This is a genomic window from Promicromonospora sp. NPDC023987 (assembly GCF_040639055.1).
GTDB lineage: Bacteria > Actinomycetota > Actinomycetes > Actinomycetales > Cellulomonadaceae > Promicromonospora.
In genome coordinates, this window is the sequence record NZ_JBEZZF010000012.1 from 1 (window position 1) to 20,248 (window position 20,248).

Below are 20,248 nucleotides of genomic sequence, written 5' to 3' on the forward strand. Positions count from 1 at the left end.
AACTCGGGTGGGTAAGCCTTGGGCACAACAACATCCTTCCAGCACCGACCTCAGGCCGGTACAGATCAGATGTCAACCGTTCCTGGGGCAGTCCCGGTGATGGCCAGGGAGTGGTGGGGGATCATCGCGCGCATGAACGCGGTGTCATCCACCGTGACCTGACTGCGGTCCAGGAACGCTCCGCCACCCAGAAGCAGAACACTCACCCCTACCACCGCGACGTTGGCCTTGGCGCTCTTGTACATGTTGAGCATCCACGCGAGCATCACCAGGCCCATCGCGCCGCCCATGGTGAGAGCCATGAACACGCGGCTCTGGCTGAAGCGCACGTGGCTCCATTCCCACGAGCTGACGAACATGGTCCAGTACATGACTACCATCGCGGTGAGGATCATCGCTGCGAACCGCAGGTACATCCTCGAACCATGAGACTGGTGCTGCTCGGCGTGCTTGTCAGGTTCTTTCGTCGACACAGGTCGGACTCCTCACTGGGTTCACGGAAACTTCGCTTCCTCGATCGGCCTCGAACCAACCCCATTCCTGTCAGGAGACGGCACTCAGCAACTTGATGCAGGCGGCTTCATCGATCACACCCGAGAAGCGTCCGGTCAGGATTGATGCTGGCCGGATAGGCTTTGAGCATGGCTGTAGTCGCATGGCTCTCCTCTGGAGCGGCGTGTCACTGGCCAGGCGAACCACGCTATAGAGCGCCATGAACGCTCGCACTCGGACGGTCCGGCCAGTCGCCAACGAACGGGATTTGAGATCCCGCTCTTTCGACCCTGGATTGCCCCGCCGAGGACCGCTCCAGGGTCCCTGCCTCGATCGCAGCCCGCCACTCCTGGACATGGGAGTCGTACAACCGCTCCCGCCGCAACACCGCACCTTCGCCTCGACCGGTGCCGCGCCGTACTCCTGGACGATCTGCCGCTTGTACTCCGCGGGGAACGTCCGACGCTTGGCCCGCTCAGCCCGCGGCCCCGCCGCCTCGGCCGTGCCCGCCGATACCACATCCGCCACCGTGATCTTGCCGGCCTTGCTCGTGTTGCTCGTGAATCCGCTCTCCAGGTCTCGCCCCGAGCCTGAACGCTCACCAAACCCGAGGTCTCACAGGAGCTTGGCGGATAGGACCAGGTCAGTTGGTCCGAACCGGTTCGTGTCTGGCGAGATGATAGGCCATCGGGCCTCTGCTGGAGTGCCAGTGTGTGCTCTTCGGCCATGGATCGGTTCGAGGGCCGAACAGCTGGTGGGGGAGTCGTCGTTATGACGTGCCTGTGAGGCGTTCGGTGGTGTCGGCGCGTGTCACGGTCAGTGTTGCGGAGTCGGCCATGGTGCGGCGTGTCCAGCCGGCCTCGCGGATGTCGATGAAGGCGCGGATGCACCCGGCGCAGCCGTCCATGTGGGCTTCCAAGCGGCGTGCACGGCGCGGCTGGAGGCATCTGGCGAGGTAGTCGTGCATGGCCGCGCGGGTAGAGCGGCATCTGGGCTCATTGAAGCCGCGGACGCCGGCGGCAGGGGCTGCGGCGCCGGCCAACTCCAGGTCGGACAGTGCGGAGCCGACCATGGAGCTGTCGGCCGGGGCTTCGGCGTCAAGCACGCAGGTCGGTGATATCCAGATCGTCCGTGACGGTCACGCGAGTTGCCCCCTGTGCACACTGCGTCCGGTCTTGACCGGCTGGGCCCTAGTTTCGTCGTGGATGAGGATTCATCGAAATTTAGGTGTGATATCCCGTTTGTTCCGGGCGCTCACCGACATCGGTTCTCCCTCTGGCGGTGCTCGTCACTGAGGCTCGGCGGCCGTCGCGTTGGGCATGGCTTCCGGGCTTGCCTCGGCCGTGATCCTTTGCGCCAGCCGATGCGCGTCGTAGCGGACGTATCCTAGGAGTGCTGAGCCCCGGCTGCGCTGCCACGGACGGCCGAGCGCGTACAGGCCCGGCACGGGTGTGGCGACGTCGTCCACGAGGAGGGTCCCAGTGATGTCGAGCGCGCCGGGGGTGGTGATCCAGCGGTCGTCGTATCGGTAGCCGGTGGCCCAGACGACGGCAGCTGGTTGGGCGGTGGTGGCGTCGGCGAACGTGATCGTGTCACCGTGGGCAGATGTAGCCCGCGGGCGGAACGTGACCCCGGCTCGGCGCAGCTGGTGGCGGGTGGTGCCGATGACGGGTTCGTTGGCGCGCAGCCGCCGGCCGACGGGTGAGGTGGCGGGTGCGTGGATGGCGCCGGTGACGGTGAGCCACCAGAACAGGTCCCGCCCGGCTGGCCGCTGCGGCAGGGCGCGTAGGCGTGTGCCTTCGGCCAGGTGCACGTCGCGGCCTGTGTGTGCGAGCTCGAGCGCGATCTGGAAGCCGGAGTTGCCGCCCCCGACCACGACCACACGGCCGGGCGGGAGCTGGGCCGGGTTGCGGTAGGCGTCCGTGTGCACCTGCACCACCTCGCTGTCGAGGTCGGTGGCGAACGGTGGGATCCACGGCGTGCCGAATGCTCCGGTGGCCACCACGACCTGCTTGGCGCGGATCATCTCGCCATCGCTCACTCGGACCTCGAATGCGCCACGGGTTCCGTCCAGCGCGATGACGTCGGCGCCGGTGCGCACGGGTAAGCCGAACCGTTCGGCGTAGGCGGCCAGGTAGGTGGCGACGTCGTCCTTGCCCGGATAGGACCACGGCTGACCGGGAAACGTCGCGCCAGGCAGTGCGTCGTACCGGGCCGGGGTGAACAACCGCAGCGAGTCCCAACGCCGGGACCAGCTCGCGCCGACCTGCGCGGCACGGTCCAGGATCAGGACGTCCATACCGGCTCGGGTCAGGTAGTAGCCCAGGGCGAGCCCGGACTGCCCGGCACCGATCACCACCACGTCCCGCTGCTCCCGGTTGCTCATGACGCCAGACAGTACACGGGATCATGTACTGTCTGGGTCGTGGAGAAGACCGGGGAACCGATCAGGCTGCCGATGAGCGAGACGGTGACGCTGACGCACACCGCGGCGCTGGCACGGCTGGGGCACGCGTTGTCGGACGAGACACGGGCGCGGATCATGCTGACCTTGCGGGAGGCACCGGCGTTCCCGTCGGACCTGGCCACCGCGCTGGGCGTCTCGCGGCAGGTGATGTCCAACCAGCTCGCATGCCTGCGCGGTTGCGGGCTGGTGGAGGCGATCCCGGAAGGGCGCCGCACCTGGTACCGCCTCGCGGACCCGCACCTTGCCCCGGCGCTGGACGGCTTGCTCAAGCTCGTCGTGACCGTCGATCCGACCTGCTGCTCGCCCGGAGGATGCACCTGCTCATGACCGCCATCAGACTTGGCCCGCGTCCGCTGAGCTCTGCCCGCCGATCCTTGCTGGAGCGCCGGGTGCGGTGGATCGTTGCCGCAACGATCACCTACAACGTCATCGAGGCGCTCGTCGCCATCACCGCCGGGCGTATCGCGTCCTCGGCGGCGCTGGTCGGCTTCGGCCTGGACTCCATCGTCGAGGTCCTCTCGGCCGCAGCGGTTGCGTGGCAGTTCGCCGCGCCCGACCCGCACCGTCGTGAGCGTGTCGCGATGCGGGTGATCGCATGGTCGTTCTTCGGCCTGGCGCTGTTCGTCACCGTCGACGCCGCCCGCACCCTCCTGGGCGGGACCGAACCGGATCACTCCACGGTCGGGATCGTGCTGGCGGCCGTGAGCCTGGCGGTCATGCCGTTCCTGTCCTGGTTCGAACGCCGCACCGGGCGAGAGCTCGGCTCGGCCTCCGCGGTGGCGGACTCCAAGCAGACGATGCTGTGCACCTACCTCTCCGCGGTGCTCCTGGTCGGGCTGCTCCTCAACTCCGCCCTCGGCTGGACCTGGGCCGACCCCCTGGCAGCCCTCGTCATCGCGGGTGTCGCCGTCAAGGAAGGCATCGAGGCCTGGCGCGGCGATGCCTGCTGCAGCCCCGTCAGCGCCCTGGTCACAACCGACGCCAGCACGACCGAGGCCATCACGCCCGGGGCCGGCGCGTCGGGGGCCGGCGCATCCGAGGGTTGCGCCGATGGATGCTGCACACCGACGAACCGGGACTGACGACGTCGTCGACGGGTTCTCACGAACCGTCGCCAGTGGGCTCTTCCTCGGCCAGCACGTCCTCGACCAGGCTCTCCAGGGTGGATCGCTCGATCTGACCGATGACGCGTGCGGCCACCATCCCGTCCTTGTCGACCACGACGGTGGTCGGGACCGCCTGCAGCGGGACGACGCCGTTCAGCTCGGCCACGACCCGCCCGCTGCGGTCCCCGATGCTGGGGTAGGGGACGGTGAACGTCCGCTCGAAAGCCTGAGCGGTCGGCGCCTCGTCCTCGGTGTTGATCCCCAGGAACCGCACCCCGTCCGGCTCGAGCTGCTCGGCCACGGCCGCTAGGTCCGGTGCCTCCGCGCGGCACGGCGGGCACGCGGCATACCAGGTGTTCAGGACCAGAACCTCGGCATCCCAGTCGTCCGTGTCGATCTCCTGACCGTCGAACGCGGTCCCGGTCACACGTACCGGACCGTCGCGGTCACCCGGGTCCCAGGTTCGTACCGACCCGTCGCCGGACACGAAGCCCTGGTCGGCGACCTGGCCGGCACCCGACGGCGCCGCCGTCGCACACCCGGCAAGCAGCACGGCCAGACCCGCGCAGAACGCGACCATCGCCGGAGCGCGCCGAAGCACCCCCGGTGTCTTCACCCCACGCCACGGGGCTCTCACCATGCTCATAACTGCGCTCCTCCTGGAGGTTCCACCATTTCGGGTATTGCTTGTCACGATCGTCGGTCGCGTTCGGCCAGCTGCTGGAGGTAGGCGTTGTAGGCGTCCAGCTCCGGGTCTTCGTGCAGGGTGCGGTGGTCGGCGGCGGCAGTCTGCCGGGACTCATCCTTGCGCCAGCGCACGAAGATGATCAGCAGCACGATCAGCGCGGGCAGCTCGCCGTAGGACCAGGCCAAGCCTCCGGCGGTGACCTGGTCGGCCATCACGTCGATGCCCCAGGACTGTGGCGGGTGGGTGAAGGCGCTGACCATGGGGGTGGTGGACATCATGACGATGACGCCGAAGAACGCGTGGGTCGGCATCTCGATGAACATGTCGGCCGCCCGGCCCAGGTGCCCCTGAGGGCTGGGCAGCGGATCACGAGACAGCACCGGGACCGTGAACAGGATCCCCGCGATCAGGAACAGCAGCTCCAGGCCCAGATGGCCGGTCCAGGTGCTGAGCAGACGCCCGGCCAGCGAGCTGAAGTACAGCGCGTAGAAGCACAGCAGAAACACCGGGATCATCAGCGCCGGGTGCAGGAGCACCCGCCCGACCCCCGAGCGCAACCCCCACCGGGCAGCGACCAGCACCGCCCTGCCGAGACCGTGGTGGGGCATGGCGCGCAGCAGGAGCGTACCGGGCCGGCCGAGCACGAGCAGGGGCGGGATGGCCATCATCAGGGTGAGCTGCTGGAACATGAACACGGAGAACATCTCCAGCCCGTACCCCTCCACCCCTGCGCCCATGACGACCACCAGCACCGCGCACCCGGTCAGGAACGACAGCGTCGCCCACGGCGACCACCGCCTCCCCGTAGCCCAGACCCGGATCGTCCCGGCCAGGTAGAGAGCAGCCAGGACCAGCCCGATGACCGGGATCACGGGGACCGGCTGGATCGTGGGCGCCAGGTACGTCTCCCAGGACGGCGGAGCGGTCGGGATCCAGACCGGGCCGTCGACGTGGGACGCGATACCAGCCGCAGCCCCGGTCATTGCCCCGGCCGGGGCGCTGGCCGGAATCATTCCGCCGCGTCGGAGCTGCTAGCAGAGTCAGCCGGTTCGGAGTCGTGGTCTCGGCGTCGGGTCGCGTACGTGACCACGACCAGGATCGCGACCGCGATGGCTATACCGCCCGCCACCACCACGACCGGGTCGGAGGTTCCCCCGTCCTCATGCGAGTCCGTCGCGCCCGCCGGCCCCTGCGTCGCGGGGGATGTCGGCTCCTGTAGGTCCTGGGCTGTGGGGGTACTGGAGGACCCTGGGCTGGCGTTCGCCGCTTCCGGGGACGGCGACGCCTCGCTGTTCGACGTGCTGGCCGGTTCGAGGCTGAACTCGAAGGCGCCTTCGATGGGGTGACCGTCGGAGGAGACCACGTGCCAGGCCACCGTGTACGCGCCGGCCGGCCCTTGGCCGGTCACCGGGACCGTGACGGTGGAGGTCGCCTCGTCCACGCTGACCGCACCGGTAGCGACCATCTCGCCGTCGGTGGCGGTGATGACGACCTGTGCCCCGGTGGCCAGCGGCGCCTCGGACAGGGTCAGGACGATCTCTGACGGCAGTGTAGTGATAGTCGTGCCGTCGGCCGGGGTGGAGGACAGCAGCTGGTCGTGCGCTGCCGCGGGTGGCGCGGCGAGCAGGAGCAGTCCGACCGCAAAGAGTGCAGCACCGTAGGTACGGGCGTGATGCCGTGGCCGGGGCCGTGGCCTGGTGGACGCGGGCGGAATGGTCGTGTCGTGGGTGTGCATGGTGTCTTTCGCATGGACGGGGCATGACAGGTCCAGGCCCGATACAGGGCCACCTGTCCGGATCGTGACTGTGGACGCCGGGCCGTCGGTGAGGGGCGCTTGCTCCCTCACCGACGCCGGGTCACCCGACGCGCAGGAAGGTCGGGTTGGACTGCCAGATGCTGGTGTACCGGACGGACTGGCCAGGGACCGGGGCTTCGATCTGCATGCCGTCGCCGGCGTAGATCGCGATGTGCCCGGGCGACCAGATCAGGTCACCCGGCTGTGCTTCGGACCAGGACACCTCGGAACCGGCGTACCGCTGCTCGGACGAGGTGCGCGGCAGAATGATCCCGACCTGCGCGTAGACGTACGACGTAAACCCGGAGCAGTCGAACCCCGCGGGGGTCGAGCCTCCCCAGACGTACGGCACCCCGAGGTACCGCATGCCGATCGACACGACTGCCGAACCCACCTTGGCGGCTTCCTCGGCGGTGACCTGCTCCTGGTACTCCTCGTTCTCCTGGGCCGAGACGACCGAGACCACAGCTGTCTCGACCTTCAGCTGGGCATCCGGAGCGACCGTGACGACGGATGCCTCGGCGACGGCCTGGCGGGCCTGGGTGGTCAGGGCGTTCAGGTCCGTCGCGTTGAGCGTGGCCTGGGCGGGCTTACCAGCCAGTGACGTGTTGACCGACGTGGTGGCGGGCGCGGCCTGGGCCGGTGTGGCGACGAGGGACAGCAGCACGCCGGAACCGGCCGCGGCGACCACAGCCGTGCGGCCGGCGAACGCGGTCACGTGCTCGGTCGTGGCTCGGGCGACGCTAGCCAGGACGGGGCGGCGGACCGCCCGGTGACGACCACGACCAGTGGTGGTCGTGGTCGGGCTGAAGCTGGGCTCCATGAAAGCGGGGACCTTTCTGATCGGAGTAGGACCACACGCGCGACCCTGTGCCGGGTCGGCGCTGAACCGGACGACACCCCAAGCGGGTGGTGTCGACAGGGTGTGGCCGTCTACGTCCGGGAGATCCCCAGTGCGGTCAGTGACGGCGCCGCGACAGCCACGCCTGACCAGGCCGGGAGCGCGTGATATGCCGGGTCGGACGCCGCCCAGAGCACGGCAGGGTCCGGTGCCATGGCCGTCTCGGGCGTCGAGGGAAGGACCGGGTCACACTGCGCCGTTGCCGAGTGATGGTCCGAGCAGCCATGTGAACCATCGCCCAGAGGTGCACGAGCGGCCTCGGCGGCCAACGCTCCAGCAGGTGGCGCCACCTGCCCGGAGCCCTGCATGGCGGCCGCGTGCGAGTGCCCCGCACGCGGTGCCTGCTCGTCCAGGTGGGCGCTGCACAGGAAATGCACGCTGAGGACGGCGAGCACGAGGAGCAGGACCGTCAGGCCGCTCGCCGACTCTCGCCGAGGACCGGCGAGCAGTGAACGGAGGCTACGTGTCGAACTCATGGCGGACCCACAGTAACGGAACGGGCACGGCGACGGGCACCACCGCGCCGGGAGGCGATCTGCCCGCCTCCATCACCAGGGCTGGGTCGCCTGGTGCGAGGCAGCCGCGTCCGCGCCGGATCCCGGGCCTCGTTGGGAGCACAGAGGCTCTGCCCTCTAGGATGCTCTCACTATGGGTGTCCCGGTCCGACGGCGAGCAGATTCGAACGCTGTGCGCTCCAACACTGTGCAACGCGTCCTCGTCATCGCGCTGCTCGCCCTGACCGGCGTACTGGGCGTTGCCGCGTCAGGGCCAGCGACCCCGGCCGCGGCGGTGGCAGCTTTACCTGCTGTCGAACCGGTGACATGGCCCGACGCCGCGACCCACGTCACGACCGACGACGCCGGCTCGCACACCCACGACACGATCAGCCTGCTGTGCTTGTGCGCCATCGTCGCGGTCGCTGCCCTCCTGGTGACCGGGCGAGGTGTACCGCTGCGCCGGCAGAGTCGTCGCCTCAAGATGGCCACGCTGCCGTCCCGGGTGCCGCGTTACTGCTCCCCAGTATCCTTGGCGAGCCCGTTGTCGTGGGGCGTGTGCCAGCGGTAGAAGGTGCGAGCGTTTCGATGATGAAACGCTCCCTCGTCTCGCTGAGCCCGTAGCCGCCACTGCGCTCAGCCGCAGCCAGGCTGCTGACGGCCCGGGTCGGTGCCAGGCCCAGCTCGTGGCCGGCCCCGACGCACTCCCGACCTGCCCCCGACGCGACTCGCGTGCTCTTGGCGCGCCTACCACGCCGGAGCAGCACCAGGTCGGAGCACCACTGATGACTGTGTAACGCCCTGTCCCGCCTCGTGCCGGGCATGGCTGATCCTTTGAAGGGACCCTGGATGGAGATCTCCACCCTGAGCGTGCTCCTTGTCTGGTCGACGGCCACCGCGCTAGTGGTGGCACTCATCGCCTTCGCGATCGACCTCTCACGACAAGCCGAGCATCGCGCAGCACCCGCTCTCACCACCGCGACCGCGATGACGGCGCCCCGGCGCGCAGCAGGCGTCGGCGTGTCCACCACCTGGCTGGCCACGGCATTGCTCCTCGCGGCCATCGTGCTGCGCGGCGTGGCAGCCGGCCGTACCCCATGGTCGAACATGTACGAGTTCACGCTCGTGGGAGCCTGCGCGTCATTGCTCGCGTTCGTCCTGCTCAACCTCCGCCGAGACGTACGTTTCCTGGGCACCTTCGTCACGGGCACCGCGACGCTGTTCCTGGTCCTGGCCGTCAACGCGTTCTACCTACCGGCGACCGGTCTGTTCCCGGCCCTGCAGTCTTACTGGCTGGTTATCCATGTCGGCGTCGCGGTGGGCGCAGCAGGGATCTTCACCGTCAGCTTCCTCATCTCCTCGCTGCAGCTCCTGCGCGACTCCCGCGACGAAGGCGGCGCACTGACAGGGCGGAACGGGTGGCGCTGGCTCGAGAACCTGCCCTCCGCCAACACGCTGGAGGCACTGTCGTTCCGGCTCAACGCCGTCGGGTTCGTAGCCTGGACCTTCACGCTCATCGGCGGAGCGATCTGGGCTGAGAGCGCCTGGGGACGGTACTGGGGGTGGGACCCCAAGGAGGTGTGGACCTTCATCATCTGGGTCGTCTACGCGGCCTATCTCCACGCCCGCACCACCCGCGGCTGGAGCGGCCGCAGAGCCGCCTACTTCGTGCTGGTGGGCTACGCCTGCGTGCTGTTCAACTTCACCGTGGTGAACCTGATCATCAACGGCAAGCACTCATACTCCGGGCTGACCGCCGGATGAGCGTCCACCCCACCCGGTCACGCTCACCGGCGGTACCCACGCCGGCGAACGTGACCGCCGCCAGCATCCGCCACACCATCAGTCCCCCTTTCCCGCTACCCACAGAGGAACCCGTGCCCACCAAGCGTCCCGCAACCAAGAATCCTTCGAACAAGCGCCCGGCACCTAAGGGCCCGGCACCCAAGCGCCCGGCCAAGCAGCGCCTGACCACCCAGCGTCTGCTTCAGCTCGTCCTGCTCGTCGGGGTACTCGCCCTGATAGGGCTCCTGGTCGCGGCCATCCTGTCCTCCCGGCCCGACACGCCGGCCTCCGAGGCGCAGGTCGTACGGGAGAACAGCCACGTCCTGAACGAGGCACCCGACGAGAAGGCGGTCCTGGTGGAATTCCTCGACTTCGAGTGCGAGGTCTGCCGCGCCTACTACCCCACGGTCGAACAGCTGCGCGAGGAGAACGCCGACGAGCTCACGCTCGTGATGCGGTACTTCCCGATCCCCGGGCACACCAACTCCACCACCGCCGCCGTCGCCGTCGAGGCCGCCGCCGGTCAGGGGCAGCTGGAGCCCATGTACCAGCGGATGTACGAGACGCAGGCCGAGTGGGGCGAGTCCCAGGACTCCAAGACGGAGGTGTTCCGTGGCTTCGCGCAGGACCTCGGCCTGGACATGGACGCCTTCGACGCCGCCGTCGCCGACCCCGCCACCACCGAACGAGTCCAGGCCGACTTCGACGAAGGCCAAGCGCTCGGCGTGGAAGGCACCCCGACGTTCTTCCTGGACGGCGAACGGCTCCAGGTCGAGACCCCGGACGACCTCATCGCAGCCGTGCAGGCTGCGATCGAGGAATGAGCCGACGATGAGCATCCCGGAGGTCGTCTTCTCCGGCGGCCTGCTGCTCGCCATTCCGCTAGCGATGCTCGCGGGGCTGGTGTCGTTCGCCTCGCCCTGCATCCTGCCCCTGGTGCCCGGGTACCTCGGGTACGTCGGCGGCATGGGCCAGGACAGCTCCAGGCGACGCCTCCTGGCGGGGGTGGGGCTGTTCATCGCGGGCTTCACGATCGTGTTCGTCGCCTACGGGGCCCTGTTCGGGGCGCTGGGGTCCTGGCTCGTACAGCGCCAGGGGTTCCTCCTGCAGATCCTCGGCGTCGTCGTGTTCCTGATGGGGCTGGTGTTCATCGGCCAGGTCGGACCGCTACAACGCACCGTCCGCCCGTCCTGGAAGCCCCGGGTCGGGCTGGCCGGTGCGCCCGTGCTGGGCATCGTGTTCGGCCTGGGCTGGACGCCCTGCCTGGGCCCGACCCTCGTAGCGATCTCGGCCCTGAGCGTCGATACCGGGACCGCGGCCCGCGGTGCGCTGCTCGCCCTGGCCTACTGCCTCGGCCTGGGTGTGCCCTTCTTGGCACTGGCCTGGGGCTTCGGCTGGGCACGCCGCTCGACCACGTTCCTGCGCACCCACGTCCGCGCGATCAACCTGACCGGCGGGGCCGTGCTGATGCTCATCGGGCTCGCGATGGTCACCGGCCTATGGAGTGGCCTGATGGGCGCGATGCAGGGCTGGGTCGGCGGCTTCGTCACCCCCATCTGAGACCCACCGCGACCAGAGGGACCACGTCCGTCAGGCGTGGCTGGGTGCTTCGTGGTCGCGGTGGGTAGTGGGTTCGATCTGGAAGGTTGAGTGCTCGACGGGGACATCGAAGTGCGTGGCGACGCACTCCTGGAGGCCGTCCAGGATCCGTGGAGCGTGGCCGTCGTTGAAACACGCTTCGTCGACCACCACGTGGGCGCTGAGGACGGGCAGGCCGGTAGCGATGAGCGAGGCGTGCATGTCGTGCACCTCGCGGACGTGGTCGGCCTGGAGCAGGTGGGCCCTGACCTGGTCGAGGTCGAGACCGGGCGGTGTGGTCTCCAGCAGCACGGACGCGGTCTCTCGCAGCAGCTTGACCGCCCGAGGCAGGATCAGGGCGCCGATGAGCAGGCCTGCGATGGCGTCGGCCTGCTGCCAGCCGGTGGTGGCGATCACGACCGCCGCGATGATCACGCCGACCGATCCGAGTGCGTCGTTCAGGACTTCGAGGAACGCGGCCCGCAGGTTGAAGTTGGCCGAGCGCCGGCTGGCCAAGACCAGCATCGAGGCGATGTTGCCGGTCAGGCCGATGACGCCGAAGATGATCAGCTCGGTGGACGGTATCTCTGGCGGGCTGAAGAGCCGTTGCACGCCTTCGACCAGGACGTAGACGCCCACGGCGAGGAGGACTGCGGCCTGGCCGAGCGCGGCGAGGACTTCTGCGCGACGGTAACCCCAGGTGCGGCGTGAGGAGGCCGGGCGCGCAGGGTCAGCGAGGCGGTGAGCAGGGCCAGGAGCAGGCCGGAGGCGTCGGTGAGCATGTGTGCGGTGTCGACCAGCAGGGCCAAGCTGCCCGTCAACAGCGCTCCGACCGCCTGTGCGATCAGGATGGCGGCGGTGATCCCGAACGCGATCGCCAGCCGTCCGCGATGGTCCTCGGCGCCCATGCCACCGTGATCGTGGTTGTGACTCATACGGCACGCTCCTGCGGGCCGAGGTGCGTGCACAACGTCACGGCCGACCCGGTGGCTGCCAGCAGTCCCTCGGTGACGGCGAACAGCGACACCAGCCGCTCGGGATCGACGAGCGAGAACACCGAGGCCCGGCCTTCGGCGCGGGACTCGACCAGTCCGCACTCACGCAGGCACGCGAGGTGGGCGCTGACTGTGCTTTGCGCCAGGCCCAGGTGCTCGGTCAGTTCCCTGACCCGGTGCTCACCGGAGAACAGGTGCTGCACGATGAGCAGCCGGGTCGGCTCGCTCAGCGCCCGGTAGAGCGCGGCGGCCGGCGACACCGCCGCCGCCTCGTCGAGCGGTACTTCGATCTCGGCAGAGGTCTGCACCGCACGTTGCATCGTCATGTGACGATGATAGCGCCCAGGGGCGTGGTGTCCATCGTGGGTGGCGGTGGTCCTTTGTCGCCAGGTGTGGTCCTGTGCCCACAGCGCGCCTGGAAGCGGTGGCTCGGCAGTGCGGGTGCTGTGCGGCAAGCGTCATGAAAGACTTTCGTGGATGTTCGTCCTGATGATGAAGTCGGTGATCGTGAAGGCGGCTGCGCCGTTCGTAGAAGCAGCCGCCGTCCGTCCCGCTGACCGGACACCTCGGGACGCCCCATGACGGCGGCACGGGTACGGCGTATGCCGTTGCTCGGCCGGATGGCCCGGGACCTCGATCAGCACGGGCAGCTGCGGCCGAGTACGGCAACCTCTCTGTGGATCGCCTATCTCACGCATGCCGGACTGACGGTCCGTGCGCTACGTAGCCCTGACCATCGGCTGCCACTGCCGACGTGGCCGGCGCGGGTGGCGGGTGCGGCATCGGTCGGAGTCGGCGTGGCGGCGTGCGTGAGCGCGATGCGTCAGTTCTCCGGACCGTCGCAAGCGACCGGCACTCGCATTCAGCCACTGATCACCTCGGGGATCTACCGGCACTCACGCCATCCGCAGTACCTCGGCTACCTGACCGCTCTGGCCGGTGCCGCCGTGATGCGTCGCAGCGCCACGGCGCTGGCCTGGTCCGCAACTCTCGCCGTGGCATACGCGACATGGGTGCCTGTCGAGGAGCGGCATCTCACGCGCCTGTTCGGACGGCCGTATCTCGACTACGCCGACCGGACCCATCGGTGGTGGGGCCGCGGCACTGCCTGACCTGTCCACAGCGATGCCCCGGGAGCCTGGCTCATGCTCGACGGATTCCTGCTCGTGGTCGCGCTGGCCGCGCTGCCCGCTGCCGGCAACTTCGTCGGCGGCCTGGCCGCCGAGCTGTTCGACGTCTCGGAGCGTGTGCTCAGCCTCGCCCTGCACCTGGCGGCGGGCATCGTGCTGGCGGTCGTGGGGTTGGAGCTCATGCCCGAAGCGCTCACGGGCACGCCCGCGTGGGTACCGGTCGCCGCGTTCGTCGTAGGTAGCGTCGCGTTCATCGGGCTCGAGCAAGCCATCGGCTACGTGAAGACACGTATCAGCCCTGACGATGAGGCCAGCGGGCCGCTGGCGATCTTCGCCGGCGTGTCCATCGACCTGTTCAGCGACGGGGTGATGATCGGGACCGGCACCGTGCTGAACCCCGCTCTCGGTCTGCTGCTGGCGATCGGGCAGGTTCCCGCCGACGTCCCGGAAGGGTTCGCAGCCGTCGCTACCCTGCGCCGCGCGGGCGTCTCCCGCCGCCAACGGATCCTGATGGCGCTGTCCTTCGCGATCCCGGTCCTCGCCGGCGCGGTCATCGGCTACTTCGCTCTGCGCGGGGCGCCTGACATCGTGACGCTCTCCGTGCTGGCTCTGACCGGTGGCGCACTGACCAGCGTCGTGGTGGAGGAGATGATCACCGAGGCGCACAAGGGGGACACCAGCCGGCTTGGCCCGGTCTTTCTGACGGCGGGATTCGCACTCTTCGCGCTCATCTCGGTCTACCTCGGCTAACCACGAGGGTCGGCGATCGCCACGCTCGCGGAGTCAGCCCCGGGGGGCGGGGGGGGCTGGCGTCGGGCAAGCCGCTCCCGTCCATCGGCCGGCTGCCGCACGTGGCCCTGTCGAACAGGCGCGTGACGGATACTCAAAATGCCCTGTACCGAGAAGGGCGCGGCGGCGGTCAGGATTGCTGCCGACGAAGGGCCGAAGGGGTTGGGCATGCCGGTCGGAGGTGCACCGCTGGCCGCGCCGCCCCGGCCGGGGCTGCTCGAGTGGTCAGCATGCACTGTATGGTCAGTGCATGCTGACCATTGCTTCGCGTGTGGACGTGATGAACCGGCTGGGTCGTGCGATGGCCGACCCGACCAGATCCAGGATCCTGCTGACCTTGCTGGGCGGGCCGTCCTACCCAGCGGTCCTGGCCCGGGAGCTGGGGCTGACGCGGTCGAACGTGTCCAACCACCTGACGTGTCTGCGTGACTGCGGGATCGTGGTGGCCGAACCGGAAGGGCGTCAGAACCGGTACGAGATCAGCGAGCCGCGCCTGGCGGCGGTGCTGACCATGCTGATCGACGTGACCCTCGCGGTGGACGAGGACGCCCCCTGCGTAGATGGCGCCTGCCCGAGCCCGGGTTGCGCCGGGGCGTGCGTCCGATGAGTGCGACCATCACCGCCGAGCGCCGCCAGGTCCTGCACCGGCGGGTGCGGTTCATCGTCGGGTTCACCATCACCTACAACGTCATCGAAGCGGCCGTGGCCATCACGGCCGGTGCGCAGGCATCGTCGGCCGCGCTGATCGGCTTCGGCCTCGACTCCATCATCGAGGTCGCCTCCGCTGCCGCTGTCGCGTGGCAATTCACTCGCAAGAACCCCGCGAAGTGGGAGAAGGCGACTGTCCGGGCGATTGCGATCGCGTTCTTCGCCCTGGCCGCTTACGTCACCGTGGACGCGGCCGTGTCCCTGACCGGTGTCGGTCCCGACGTCGACCACAGCCCTCTGGGTATCGGGATCGCGACCCTGAGCCTGCTGGTGATGCCGGCCCTGGCCTGGTACGAGATCCGCACCGGGCGCGAGCTGGGCTCGGCAAGCGTGCAGGCCGACGCCAAGCAGCTGCTGCTGTGCATCTACCTGTCCGGCACCGTCCTGATCGGCCTGCTGGCCAACTCGCTGTTCGGGTGGGCATGGGCCGACTCGGTCGCCGCCCTGGTGGTGGCCTATCTCGCCGTGCGGGAAGGCCTGGAGGCCTGGAGCGGCGAAGTGGAGTCACCGTTCGAGGTCCTCGAAGACCTCGACCAGGACGACAGCGTGCACGAGACACACGAGGACACAGGGCGGAATTGATGGGCCACGGCCACCCCCACAGGTCAGACCAGCACAGCCGTCCCCGCGACCGGCGTTGACCGCGACGCACTGCATCATCCACAGCTGACGGCACGAGAGCCGGGCACCGCTCGCCGGCCAGGGATCTCGGCCAGTGAGGGTCGTGGCCGCTTGACCGCGGTCCTCACTGACCGTTCATCGCACACCGGCACCAGCGCCGGCCCTTCACTGAAAGGCAGTCATGGATCTGATCACCCCGATCCTGCAAGGAATCGGCCTGTTCCTGGCCACCAACATCGACGACATCATCATCCTGTCGCTGTTCTTCGCCCGCGGCGCCGGTATGCGTGGCACCACACGAAAGATCATCGCGGGCCAGTACCTCGGCTTCGGCGCGATCCTCGTTGTCTCTGTCCTCGTCTCCCTGGGCGCAGCCACGTTCCTGCCGCAGGACCTGATCGCCTACTTCGGCCTCATTCCCCTGGCGCTTGGTCTGATCGCAGCCTGGAAGGCCTGGCGTGGGGGCGATGACGATGATGACGAGGAGAAGGTCGCCGGCAAGGCGATCAGTGCGTGGACCGTCGCCGGCGTCACCTTCGCCAACGGCGGGGACAACATCGGCGTCTACGTCCCGGTCTTCGTCACTGTCGGAACCGGGGCGATCATCGCCTACTCGATCGTGTTCCTCCTCCTCATTGCCGTCCTGGTGCTGGCGGCGAAGTTCGTCGCCACCCGCAAGCCGATCGCCCGGATCCTGGAACGCTGGGAACACGTCCTGTTCCCGCTGGTCCTGATCGGCTTGGGCGCGGTCATCCTCATCGAGGGCGGCGCCTTCGGCATCGGATAGCACCTACCTGTCAGCGTTCAACACCGACCGCATCCGCACGCCATCCGCACCGTGACGAAAGGTTGTCAACGGCCGCCGAATTCTGAGGGAGCGGGGTGCGGGAGGACTCGCCGTCCAGGGTGATGGCTTCGGCGTGGTGGACGAGACGATCGATCGTGGCGGCGGCGATGACGTCGTCGCCGAAGATCTCGCCCCCAGCGGCCGAAGTTGAGGTTCGAGGTCACGATCGGCACGGCCGCCCTTGTGCCCTTCGGAACGCCCTATCGGCCGACGTTCGGCGCGCAGGTGGTATTGGTTCAAGTGTGATTTGGGAATGTGGGAGCGGCCGTAGGCTTCACGCGGCATCAACACCCGAGAGCCGCTAACATCACGGTATGATTACGGCCTTTTCACCCGGTGCATCCAGTGAGCGCTCGCTGTTGTTCGACATCGTGTCCACGCACGGAGTGCACGCCAAGGGCATCAAGGCACACTTGGCTCGCAGTTCAGCGGCTCCCGTGGTCGCGCCATTCAACGAACCAGGGCCCGTCCCGTCTAGTCATGACGGGGACGATGATCAGCATCAAGGCTCGGACTGTTCCCGGGTCCGGTCTTTTCGGCGACGCCCGCTCTGACGACCGGGTGATACACCAGTCTCTGCGCGATGAGAGTGGGACCCCACCCCGCCGATTCGGATTCTGCTCCGAAACAGTGGCGCTCACCTACCCCACTCATGCCCGCTGTTCCTCCGCACGATCGGCGGCCATGGCCGAAATTGGTGGGTGCACGGAGAGCTTGTGCTGACATGCGCTGACGCGTCCGCGTCCGTTCAGCGGTCCCTGATCCCTTCACGATGGCGGCGCCGACTCGCTTCTTTGTTCTCCGGAAGCCTGTTGGTGGTGATCGGCATGTGCGCCCTTGTGTACGGGTCTGCTGAAGAGGCGGACCGGTTGACGACTGCCGCCCCGCTACCAGCCGTGTCGGCCGTAGCGCCCCACGGGCACCACTCGCCCCACGCGCTCCACGGGGGCGACGAGTGTGGTGCGGACGTAGTGGTGCGTACGACGGCCCAGGTTGTCGAGCGTCCACCCGCCGAAGCAGGAGCGACGCTCGTGGCTTTCTTCGCGGTCGTGGGCGCGCCGCCTGCGTGCCGTCGGCCGTACCGACGTAGCAGAGTGCGTGCGGGCTGGGCTGTGCTCGTCCGCACATCACGGTGGCGCCTCTAGACCTTTCGATCGCAGTCGTATGTCATGTACGGCTGCCCCGCGACGGTTCCACGAGCCCGGACTGACCTCCGGTCATGTGGCCGTGGCGCGAGATGAACACGTACCACGCATTCATCGATCGAGAGCGAAAGAGATGCATTCACTGATGAACACTGCCGTCACTCGGGACCGTTCCACTTTGTCGGGATTAGTGGGCAATACCCCGCTGCTGCGGGTGTCCCAGCCGCTGACACCCGCAGACCGTGGCTTCTGGGCGAAGCTGGAAGGGTTCAACCCCGGGGGGATCAAGGACAGGCCCGGCCTGCACATGGTGGAGCGGGCCCGCGCGCGCGGCGACCTGTCGCCCGGCGCACGCATCATCGAGTCCACCAGCGGCACCCTCGGCCTGGGCCTTGCCCTGGCCGGAATGGTCTACGGCCATCCGGTCACCCTCGTCACCGACCCGGGCCTGGAGCTACCCATGACCCGGCTGCTGACCGCGTACGGTGCCCAGGTCGACATGGTCTCCGAGCCGCACCCCGCCGGCGGCTGGCAGCAGGCCCGCCGCGAACGCGTCCAGGAGCTTATGGCGCAGCACCCGGGCTCCTGGTGCCCGGACCAGTACAACAACCCGGACAACACCACCGCCTACATCCCGCTCGCTCTGGAGCTCGCCACAGAGCTGCGCCACATCGACGTCCTGGTGTGCAGTGTGGGCACCGGAGGCCACTCCGCCGGCATCTCGAGGGTGCTCAAGCAGCTCTACCCCGACCTCCGGGTTGTCGGGGTCGACACCATTGGCTCCACGATCTTCGGTCAGCCTGCCCGGCCTCGGCTGATGCGGGGTCTGGGGTCGAGCATCTACCCCCGTAACGTGGCGTACGAAAACTTCTCCGAGGTGCACTGGGTCGCCCCGGCGGAGGCGGTGTGGACCTGCCGGCAGCTGGCCAGCTCGCACTACGCCACCGGCGGGTGGAGCGTGGGAGCGGTCGCCCTGGTGGCCGGGTGGCTGGCCCGGACGATGCCGTCCGACACACGGATCGCGGCGATCTTCCCGGACGGCCCGCAGCGCTACCTCGGAACCGTGTTCGACGACGACTACTGCGCCGCCCACGGCCTGCTCGACTCCCCGTCCGCACCCGAGCCTGAGGTGATCAGCCGTGTGGACGAGAAGGAGGCCACCCGCTGGACCCGGTGCGCCACCGTGGTCGACCCACTCACGCTCGCCAAGCCGCCGGGGGAAGCCCGAGCTGTCAGTGACACCGAGCGCGAGGAGCGGACAGGCGAGAACGCTGAACTCGGGCACCTCGAGGCGGCGCAGGTGAGCCGGTGACGAGCACTCTCGCGCAGGTGCGCACGTACGACCGCAGCGTCCAGCTGTTGATGGTGAACCAGTTCACCATCAACCTCGGCTTCTACATGCTGATGCCATATCTGGCCGCCCACCTGTCCGGAACGCTCGCCCTGGCCGGCTGGGTCGTCGGACTCGTCCTGGGCATTCGCAACTTCAGCCAGCAGGGCATGTTCCTCGTCGGCGGCACGCTCGCCGACCGGTTCGGCTACAAACCGATGATCGTGGCGGGTTGCGTGCTGCGCACGGTCGGCTTCGCGACGCTCGGCTTCGCCGACTCGCTGGCCGCGCTCATCGCCGCCTCCGCCGCTACCGGGCTCGCCGGAGCGCTGTTCAACCCGGCCGTCCGGGCATATCTCGCCGCGGATGCGGGAGAGCGCAGGGTCGAGGCGTTCGCGCTGTTCAACGTCTTCTACCAGGCCGGGATCCTGCTCGGTCCGCTAGTGGGCATGGTGTTGACCGGCGTGAGCTTCCGCATCACGTGCCTGGTGTCGGCCGGGATCTTCGCACTGCTCAGCGTCGTACAGATCCGCGCACTGCCCGGGCGGCGAGCTGCGAACACGAAGGAGAAGGAGGAGGAGCGGGGCCAGGAAGGTGTGCTCGTCCAATGGCGCGGCATCCTTGCCAACCGGCCCTTCCTGCTCTTCTCCGGCGCCATGATCGGCTCGTACGTGCTCACCTTCCAGTTCTACCTGTCCCTTCCCCTGGAGGTGCGCCGACTCGGTGGGGACGGACAGTTCAGCACGGCGGCGGTCGCGTTGCTGTTCGTCGTGTCCGGACTGGCCACCATTCTCGGTCAGTCACGGGTGACCGCCTGGTGCAAGGCGCGCTACGAGCCCGGCCAGGTACTGATCCGGGGCCTGATGGCCATGGGCCTGGCGTTCGTGCCGCTGCTGCTGGCCACTGCGGTGCCCGTCCCGACATCCGGCGCAGCGCTGTGGCTGCTTGCAGCAGTGCCGCCCGCGCTCGCCGCGCTGCTGCTGGCCATCGGCACCATGATCGCCTACCCCTTCGAGATGGACACCATCGTCCGGCTCTCCGGTGGCCGGCTAGTGGCTACGCACTACGGCCTGTACAACACCATCTGCGGCATAGGTATCACCCTCGGGAACCTGCTTACAGGAGTGTCCCTGGACGTGGCTCGTGCGGCCGGAGTACCGGCGTTGCCATGGGTAGCGCTGATCGTCCTCGGTCTCGGCTGTGCGGCAGCCATGTGCGGTCTGCACCGCACCGGTCGCCTCGCGACGCCCGTGCGCTCGGCCGATCCGCAGCCAGCGACGGTCTGATCGCGAGCTCGGAGGCACTCGGGGCGGGCGGCACCCAGCCGCCCGCCCACGCCGGCAGCTCCGTTGGAACGAACGGACGACAACCCTGCGG

The 20,248-nt window shown here is 68.5% G+C and carries 23 protein-coding genes and 1 pseudogene; 13 read left to right on the forward strand and 11 right to left on the reverse strand.

Annotated features, from left to right (window positions below; all coding sequences use genetic code 11):
• Positions 1 to 65: 65 nt before the first annotated feature.
• The 3 genes from AB0F40_RS07995 to AB0F40_RS08005 form a co-directional block, all read right to left on the reverse strand.
• The gene (locus AB0F40_RS07995) at positions 66 to 416 is read right to left on the reverse strand and encodes a DUF305 domain-containing protein (protein ID WP_357465595.1); all 351 of its coding nucleotides are present in this window, start codon (positions 414 to 416) and stop codon (positions 66 to 68) included.
• Positions 417 to 1,261: 845 nt separating this feature from the next.
• Positions 1,262 to 1,597: a zf-HC2 domain-containing protein gene (locus AB0F40_RS08000; RefSeq protein WP_357465596.1), complete on the reverse strand. Its 336-nt coding sequence runs from the start codon at positions 1,595 to 1,597 to the stop codon at positions 1,262 to 1,264.
• Between the two features lie 183 nt (positions 1,598 to 1,780).
• Positions 1,781 to 2,878, reverse strand: coding sequence for an NAD(P)/FAD-dependent oxidoreductase (locus tag AB0F40_RS08005; protein ID WP_357465597.1), 1,098 nt, complete (start codon positions 2,876 to 2,878; stop codon positions 1,781 to 1,783).
• Positions 2,879 to 2,950: 72 nt separating this feature from the next.
• On the opposite strand from AB0F40_RS08005, the gene AB0F40_RS08010 reads away from it, so the two are divergent.
• Both AB0F40_RS08010 and AB0F40_RS08015 read left to right on the forward strand, forming a co-directional pair.
• Positions 2,951 to 3,286: a metalloregulator ArsR/SmtB family transcription factor gene (locus AB0F40_RS08010; protein WP_357465693.1), complete on the forward strand. Its 336-nt coding sequence runs from the start codon at positions 2,951 to 2,953 to the stop codon at positions 3,284 to 3,286.
• The gene (locus AB0F40_RS08015) at positions 3,283 to 4,041 is read left to right on the forward strand and encodes a cation transporter (protein ID WP_357465598.1); all 759 of its coding nucleotides are present in this window, start codon (positions 3,283 to 3,285) and stop codon (positions 4,039 to 4,041) included. The genes AB0F40_RS08010 and AB0F40_RS08015 overlap by 4 nt, the downstream gene beginning before the upstream one ends.
• A gap of 19 nt (positions 4,042 to 4,060) precedes the next feature.
• Here AB0F40_RS08015 and AB0F40_RS08020 read toward each other — a convergent pair whose 3' ends face one another.
• The 5 genes from AB0F40_RS08020 to AB0F40_RS08040 form a co-directional block, all read right to left on the reverse strand.
• Positions 4,061 to 4,711, reverse strand: a complete 651-nt coding sequence (locus AB0F40_RS08020) for a TlpA disulfide reductase family protein (protein WP_357465599.1) — start codon at positions 4,709 to 4,711, stop codon at positions 4,061 to 4,063.
• A gap of 44 nt (positions 4,712 to 4,755) precedes the next feature.
• Positions 4,756 to 5,736: a cytochrome c oxidase assembly protein gene (locus AB0F40_RS08025; RefSeq protein WP_357465694.1), complete on the reverse strand. Its 981-nt coding sequence runs from the start codon at positions 5,734 to 5,736 to the stop codon at positions 4,756 to 4,758.
• A gap of 26 nt (positions 5,737 to 5,762) precedes the next feature.
• Positions 5,763 to 6,488, reverse strand: coding sequence for a copper resistance protein CopC (locus tag AB0F40_RS08030; RefSeq protein WP_357465600.1), 726 nt, complete (start codon positions 6,486 to 6,488; stop codon positions 5,763 to 5,765).
• 121 nt (positions 6,489 to 6,609) lie between these two features.
• Positions 6,610 to 7,371, reverse strand: coding sequence for a C40 family peptidase (locus AB0F40_RS08035; RefSeq protein WP_357465601.1), 762 nt, complete (start codon positions 7,369 to 7,371; stop codon positions 6,610 to 6,612).
• Positions 7,372 to 7,481: 110 nt separating this feature from the next.
• Complete coding sequence (locus tag AB0F40_RS08040) at positions 7,482 to 7,925, reverse strand: hypothetical protein (RefSeq protein WP_357465602.1); 444 nt, start codon at positions 7,923 to 7,925, stop codon at positions 7,482 to 7,484.
• Positions 7,926 to 8,136: 211 nt separating this feature from the next.
• Between AB0F40_RS08040 and AB0F40_RS08045 the strand changes: the two genes are divergently transcribed.
• The 4 genes from AB0F40_RS08045 (at position 8,137) to AB0F40_RS08060 (ending at position 11,288) form a co-directional block, all read left to right on the forward strand.
• Positions 8,137 to 8,514 carry a hypothetical protein gene (locus tag AB0F40_RS08045; RefSeq protein ID WP_357465603.1) on the forward strand — a complete coding sequence of 126 codons (378 nt, stop codon included), beginning with the start codon at positions 8,137 to 8,139 and terminating at the stop codon, positions 8,512 to 8,514.
• Between the two features lie 278 nt (positions 8,515 to 8,792).
• Positions 8,793 to 9,707: a c-type cytochrome biogenesis protein CcsB gene (gene ccsB, locus AB0F40_RS08050; protein WP_357465604.1), complete on the forward strand. Its 915-nt coding sequence runs from the start codon at positions 8,793 to 8,795 to the stop codon at positions 9,705 to 9,707.
• Between the two features lie 266 nt (positions 9,708 to 9,973).
• Entirely contained in the window at positions 9,974 to 10,552 is a 579-nt protein-coding gene (locus tag AB0F40_RS08055) for a thioredoxin domain-containing protein (protein ID WP_357465695.1), read from the forward strand.
• A 7-nt stretch (positions 10,553 to 10,559) separates the two neighbouring features.
• A complete protein-coding gene (locus AB0F40_RS08060) occupies positions 10,560 to 11,288 on the forward strand; it encodes a cytochrome c biogenesis protein CcdA (protein WP_357465605.1) in 729 nt (242 codons plus the stop codon).
• Positions 11,289 to 11,318: 30 nt separating this feature from the next.
• Here the strand turns inward: AB0F40_RS08060 and AB0F40_RS08065 are convergent.
• Both AB0F40_RS08065 and AB0F40_RS08070 read right to left on the reverse strand, forming a co-directional pair.
• Positions 11,319 to 12,241 (reverse strand): annotated as a pseudogene (locus AB0F40_RS08065) (cation diffusion facilitator family transporter).
• Positions 12,238 to 12,621 carry a metalloregulator ArsR/SmtB family transcription factor gene (locus AB0F40_RS08070; protein WP_357465696.1) on the reverse strand — a complete coding sequence of 128 codons (384 nt, stop codon included), beginning with the start codon at positions 12,619 to 12,621 and terminating at the stop codon, positions 12,238 to 12,240. Before AB0F40_RS08070 ends, AB0F40_RS08065 begins: the two are co-directional and overlap by 4 nt.
• Before the next feature lie 282 nt (positions 12,622 to 12,903).
• Between AB0F40_RS08070 and AB0F40_RS08075 the strand changes: the two genes are divergently transcribed.
• From AB0F40_RS08075 to AB0F40_RS08095, 5 genes are all read left to right on the forward strand, one after another.
• Positions 12,904 to 13,413, forward strand: a complete 510-nt coding sequence (locus AB0F40_RS08075) for an isoprenylcysteine carboxylmethyltransferase family protein (RefSeq protein WP_357465606.1) — start codon at positions 12,904 to 12,906, stop codon at positions 13,411 to 13,413.
• 33 nt (positions 13,414 to 13,446) lie between these two features.
• On the forward strand, positions 13,447 to 14,181 hold the full coding sequence (locus AB0F40_RS08080; RefSeq protein WP_357465607.1) for a ZIP family metal transporter: 735 nt from the start codon (positions 13,447 to 13,449) through the stop codon (positions 14,179 to 14,181).
• 289 nt (positions 14,182 to 14,470) lie between these two features.
• Positions 14,471 to 14,827 carry a metalloregulator ArsR/SmtB family transcription factor gene (locus AB0F40_RS08085; RefSeq protein WP_357465608.1) on the forward strand — a complete coding sequence of 119 codons (357 nt, stop codon included), beginning with the start codon at positions 14,471 to 14,473 and terminating at the stop codon, positions 14,825 to 14,827.
• Positions 14,824 to 15,510, forward strand: coding sequence for a cation transporter (locus tag AB0F40_RS08090; protein WP_357465609.1), 687 nt, complete (start codon positions 14,824 to 14,826; stop codon positions 15,508 to 15,510). The genes AB0F40_RS08085 and AB0F40_RS08090 overlap by 4 nt, the downstream gene beginning before the upstream one ends.
• Positions 15,511 to 15,730: 220 nt before the next feature.
• A complete protein-coding gene (locus AB0F40_RS08095; RefSeq protein WP_357465610.1) occupies positions 15,731 to 16,336 on the forward strand; it encodes a cadmium resistance transporter in 606 nt (201 codons plus the stop codon).
• Positions 16,337 to 16,346: 10 nt separating this feature from the next.
• On the opposite strand, the gene AB0F40_RS08100 is transcribed toward AB0F40_RS08095, so the two are convergent.
• Positions 16,347 to 16,523, reverse strand: coding sequence for an ATP-binding protein (locus AB0F40_RS08100; protein WP_357465697.1), 177 nt, complete (start codon positions 16,521 to 16,523; stop codon positions 16,347 to 16,349).
• A gap of 1,208 nt (positions 16,524 to 17,731) precedes the next feature.
• Here AB0F40_RS08100 and AB0F40_RS08105 point away from each other — a divergent pair.
• A complete protein-coding gene (locus tag AB0F40_RS08105) occupies positions 17,732 to 18,853 on the forward strand; it encodes a PLP-dependent cysteine synthase family protein (protein WP_357465611.1) in 1,122 nt (373 codons plus the stop codon).
• Positions 18,850 to 20,157: an MFS transporter gene (locus AB0F40_RS08110; protein ID WP_357465612.1), complete on the forward strand. Its 1,308-nt coding sequence runs from the start codon at positions 18,850 to 18,852 to the stop codon at positions 20,155 to 20,157. The genes AB0F40_RS08105 and AB0F40_RS08110 overlap by 4 nt, the downstream gene beginning before the upstream one ends.
• Positions 20,158 to 20,248 lie beyond the last annotated feature (91 nt).

What these genes read in the sequence shown, in the direction of transcription:
- AB0F40_RS07995 (WP_357465595.1), bottom strand. Translation starts at nt 416, where the DNA reads ATGTACCTGCGGTTCGCAGCGATGATCCTCACCGCGATGGTAGTCATG.
- AB0F40_RS08005 (WP_357465597.1), bottom strand. Translation starts at nt 2,878, where the DNA reads ATGAGCAACCGGGAGCAGCGGGACGTGGTGGTGATCGGTGCCGGGCAG.
- AB0F40_RS08010 (WP_357465693.1), top strand. Translation starts at nt 2,951, where the DNA reads ATGAGCGAGACGGTGACGCTGACGCACACCGCGGCGCTGGCACGGCTG.
- AB0F40_RS08015 (WP_357465598.1), top strand. Translation starts at nt 3,283, where the DNA reads ATGACCGCCATCAGACTTGGCCCGCGTCCGCTGAGCTCTGCCCGCCGA.
- AB0F40_RS08020 (WP_357465599.1), bottom strand. Translation starts at nt 4,711, where the DNA reads ATGAGCATGGTGAGAGCCCCGTGGCGTGGGGTGAAGACACCGGGGGTG.
- AB0F40_RS08025 (WP_357465694.1), bottom strand. Translation starts at nt 5,736, where the DNA reads ATGACCGGGGCTGCGGCTGGTATCGCGTCCCACGTCGACGGCCCGGTC.
- AB0F40_RS08030 (WP_357465600.1), bottom strand. Translation starts at nt 6,488, where the DNA reads ATGCACACCCACGACACGACCATTCCGCCCGCGTCCACCAGGCCACGG.
- AB0F40_RS08035 (WP_357465601.1), bottom strand. Translation starts at nt 7,371, where the DNA reads ATGGAGCCCAGCTTCAGCCCGACCACGACCACCACTGGTCGTGGTCGT.
- AB0F40_RS08040 (WP_357465602.1), bottom strand. Translation starts at nt 7,925, where the DNA reads ATGAGTTCGACACGTAGCCTCCGTTCACTGCTCGCCGGTCCTCGGCGA.
- ccsB (WP_357465604.1), top strand. Translation starts at nt 8,793, where the DNA reads ATGGAGATCTCCACCCTGAGCGTGCTCCTTGTCTGGTCGACGGCCACC.
- AB0F40_RS08060 (WP_357465605.1), top strand. Translation starts at nt 10,560, where the DNA reads ATGAGCATCCCGGAGGTCGTCTTCTCCGGCGGCCTGCTGCTCGCCATT.
- AB0F40_RS08070 (WP_357465696.1), bottom strand. Translation starts at nt 12,621, where the DNA reads ATGCAACGTGCGGTGCAGACCTCTGCCGAGATCGAAGTACCGCTCGAC.
- AB0F40_RS08075 (WP_357465606.1), top strand. Translation starts at nt 12,904, where the DNA reads ATGCCGTTGCTCGGCCGGATGGCCCGGGACCTCGATCAGCACGGGCAG.
- AB0F40_RS08080 (WP_357465607.1), top strand. Translation starts at nt 13,447, where the DNA reads ATGCTCGACGGATTCCTGCTCGTGGTCGCGCTGGCCGCGCTGCCCGCT.
- AB0F40_RS08085 (WP_357465608.1), top strand. Translation starts at nt 14,471, where the DNA reads ATGCTGACCATTGCTTCGCGTGTGGACGTGATGAACCGGCTGGGTCGT.
- AB0F40_RS08090 (WP_357465609.1), top strand. Translation starts at nt 14,824, where the DNA reads ATGAGTGCGACCATCACCGCCGAGCGCCGCCAGGTCCTGCACCGGCGG.
- AB0F40_RS08095 (WP_357465610.1), top strand. Translation starts at nt 15,731, where the DNA reads ATGGATCTGATCACCCCGATCCTGCAAGGAATCGGCCTGTTCCTGGCC.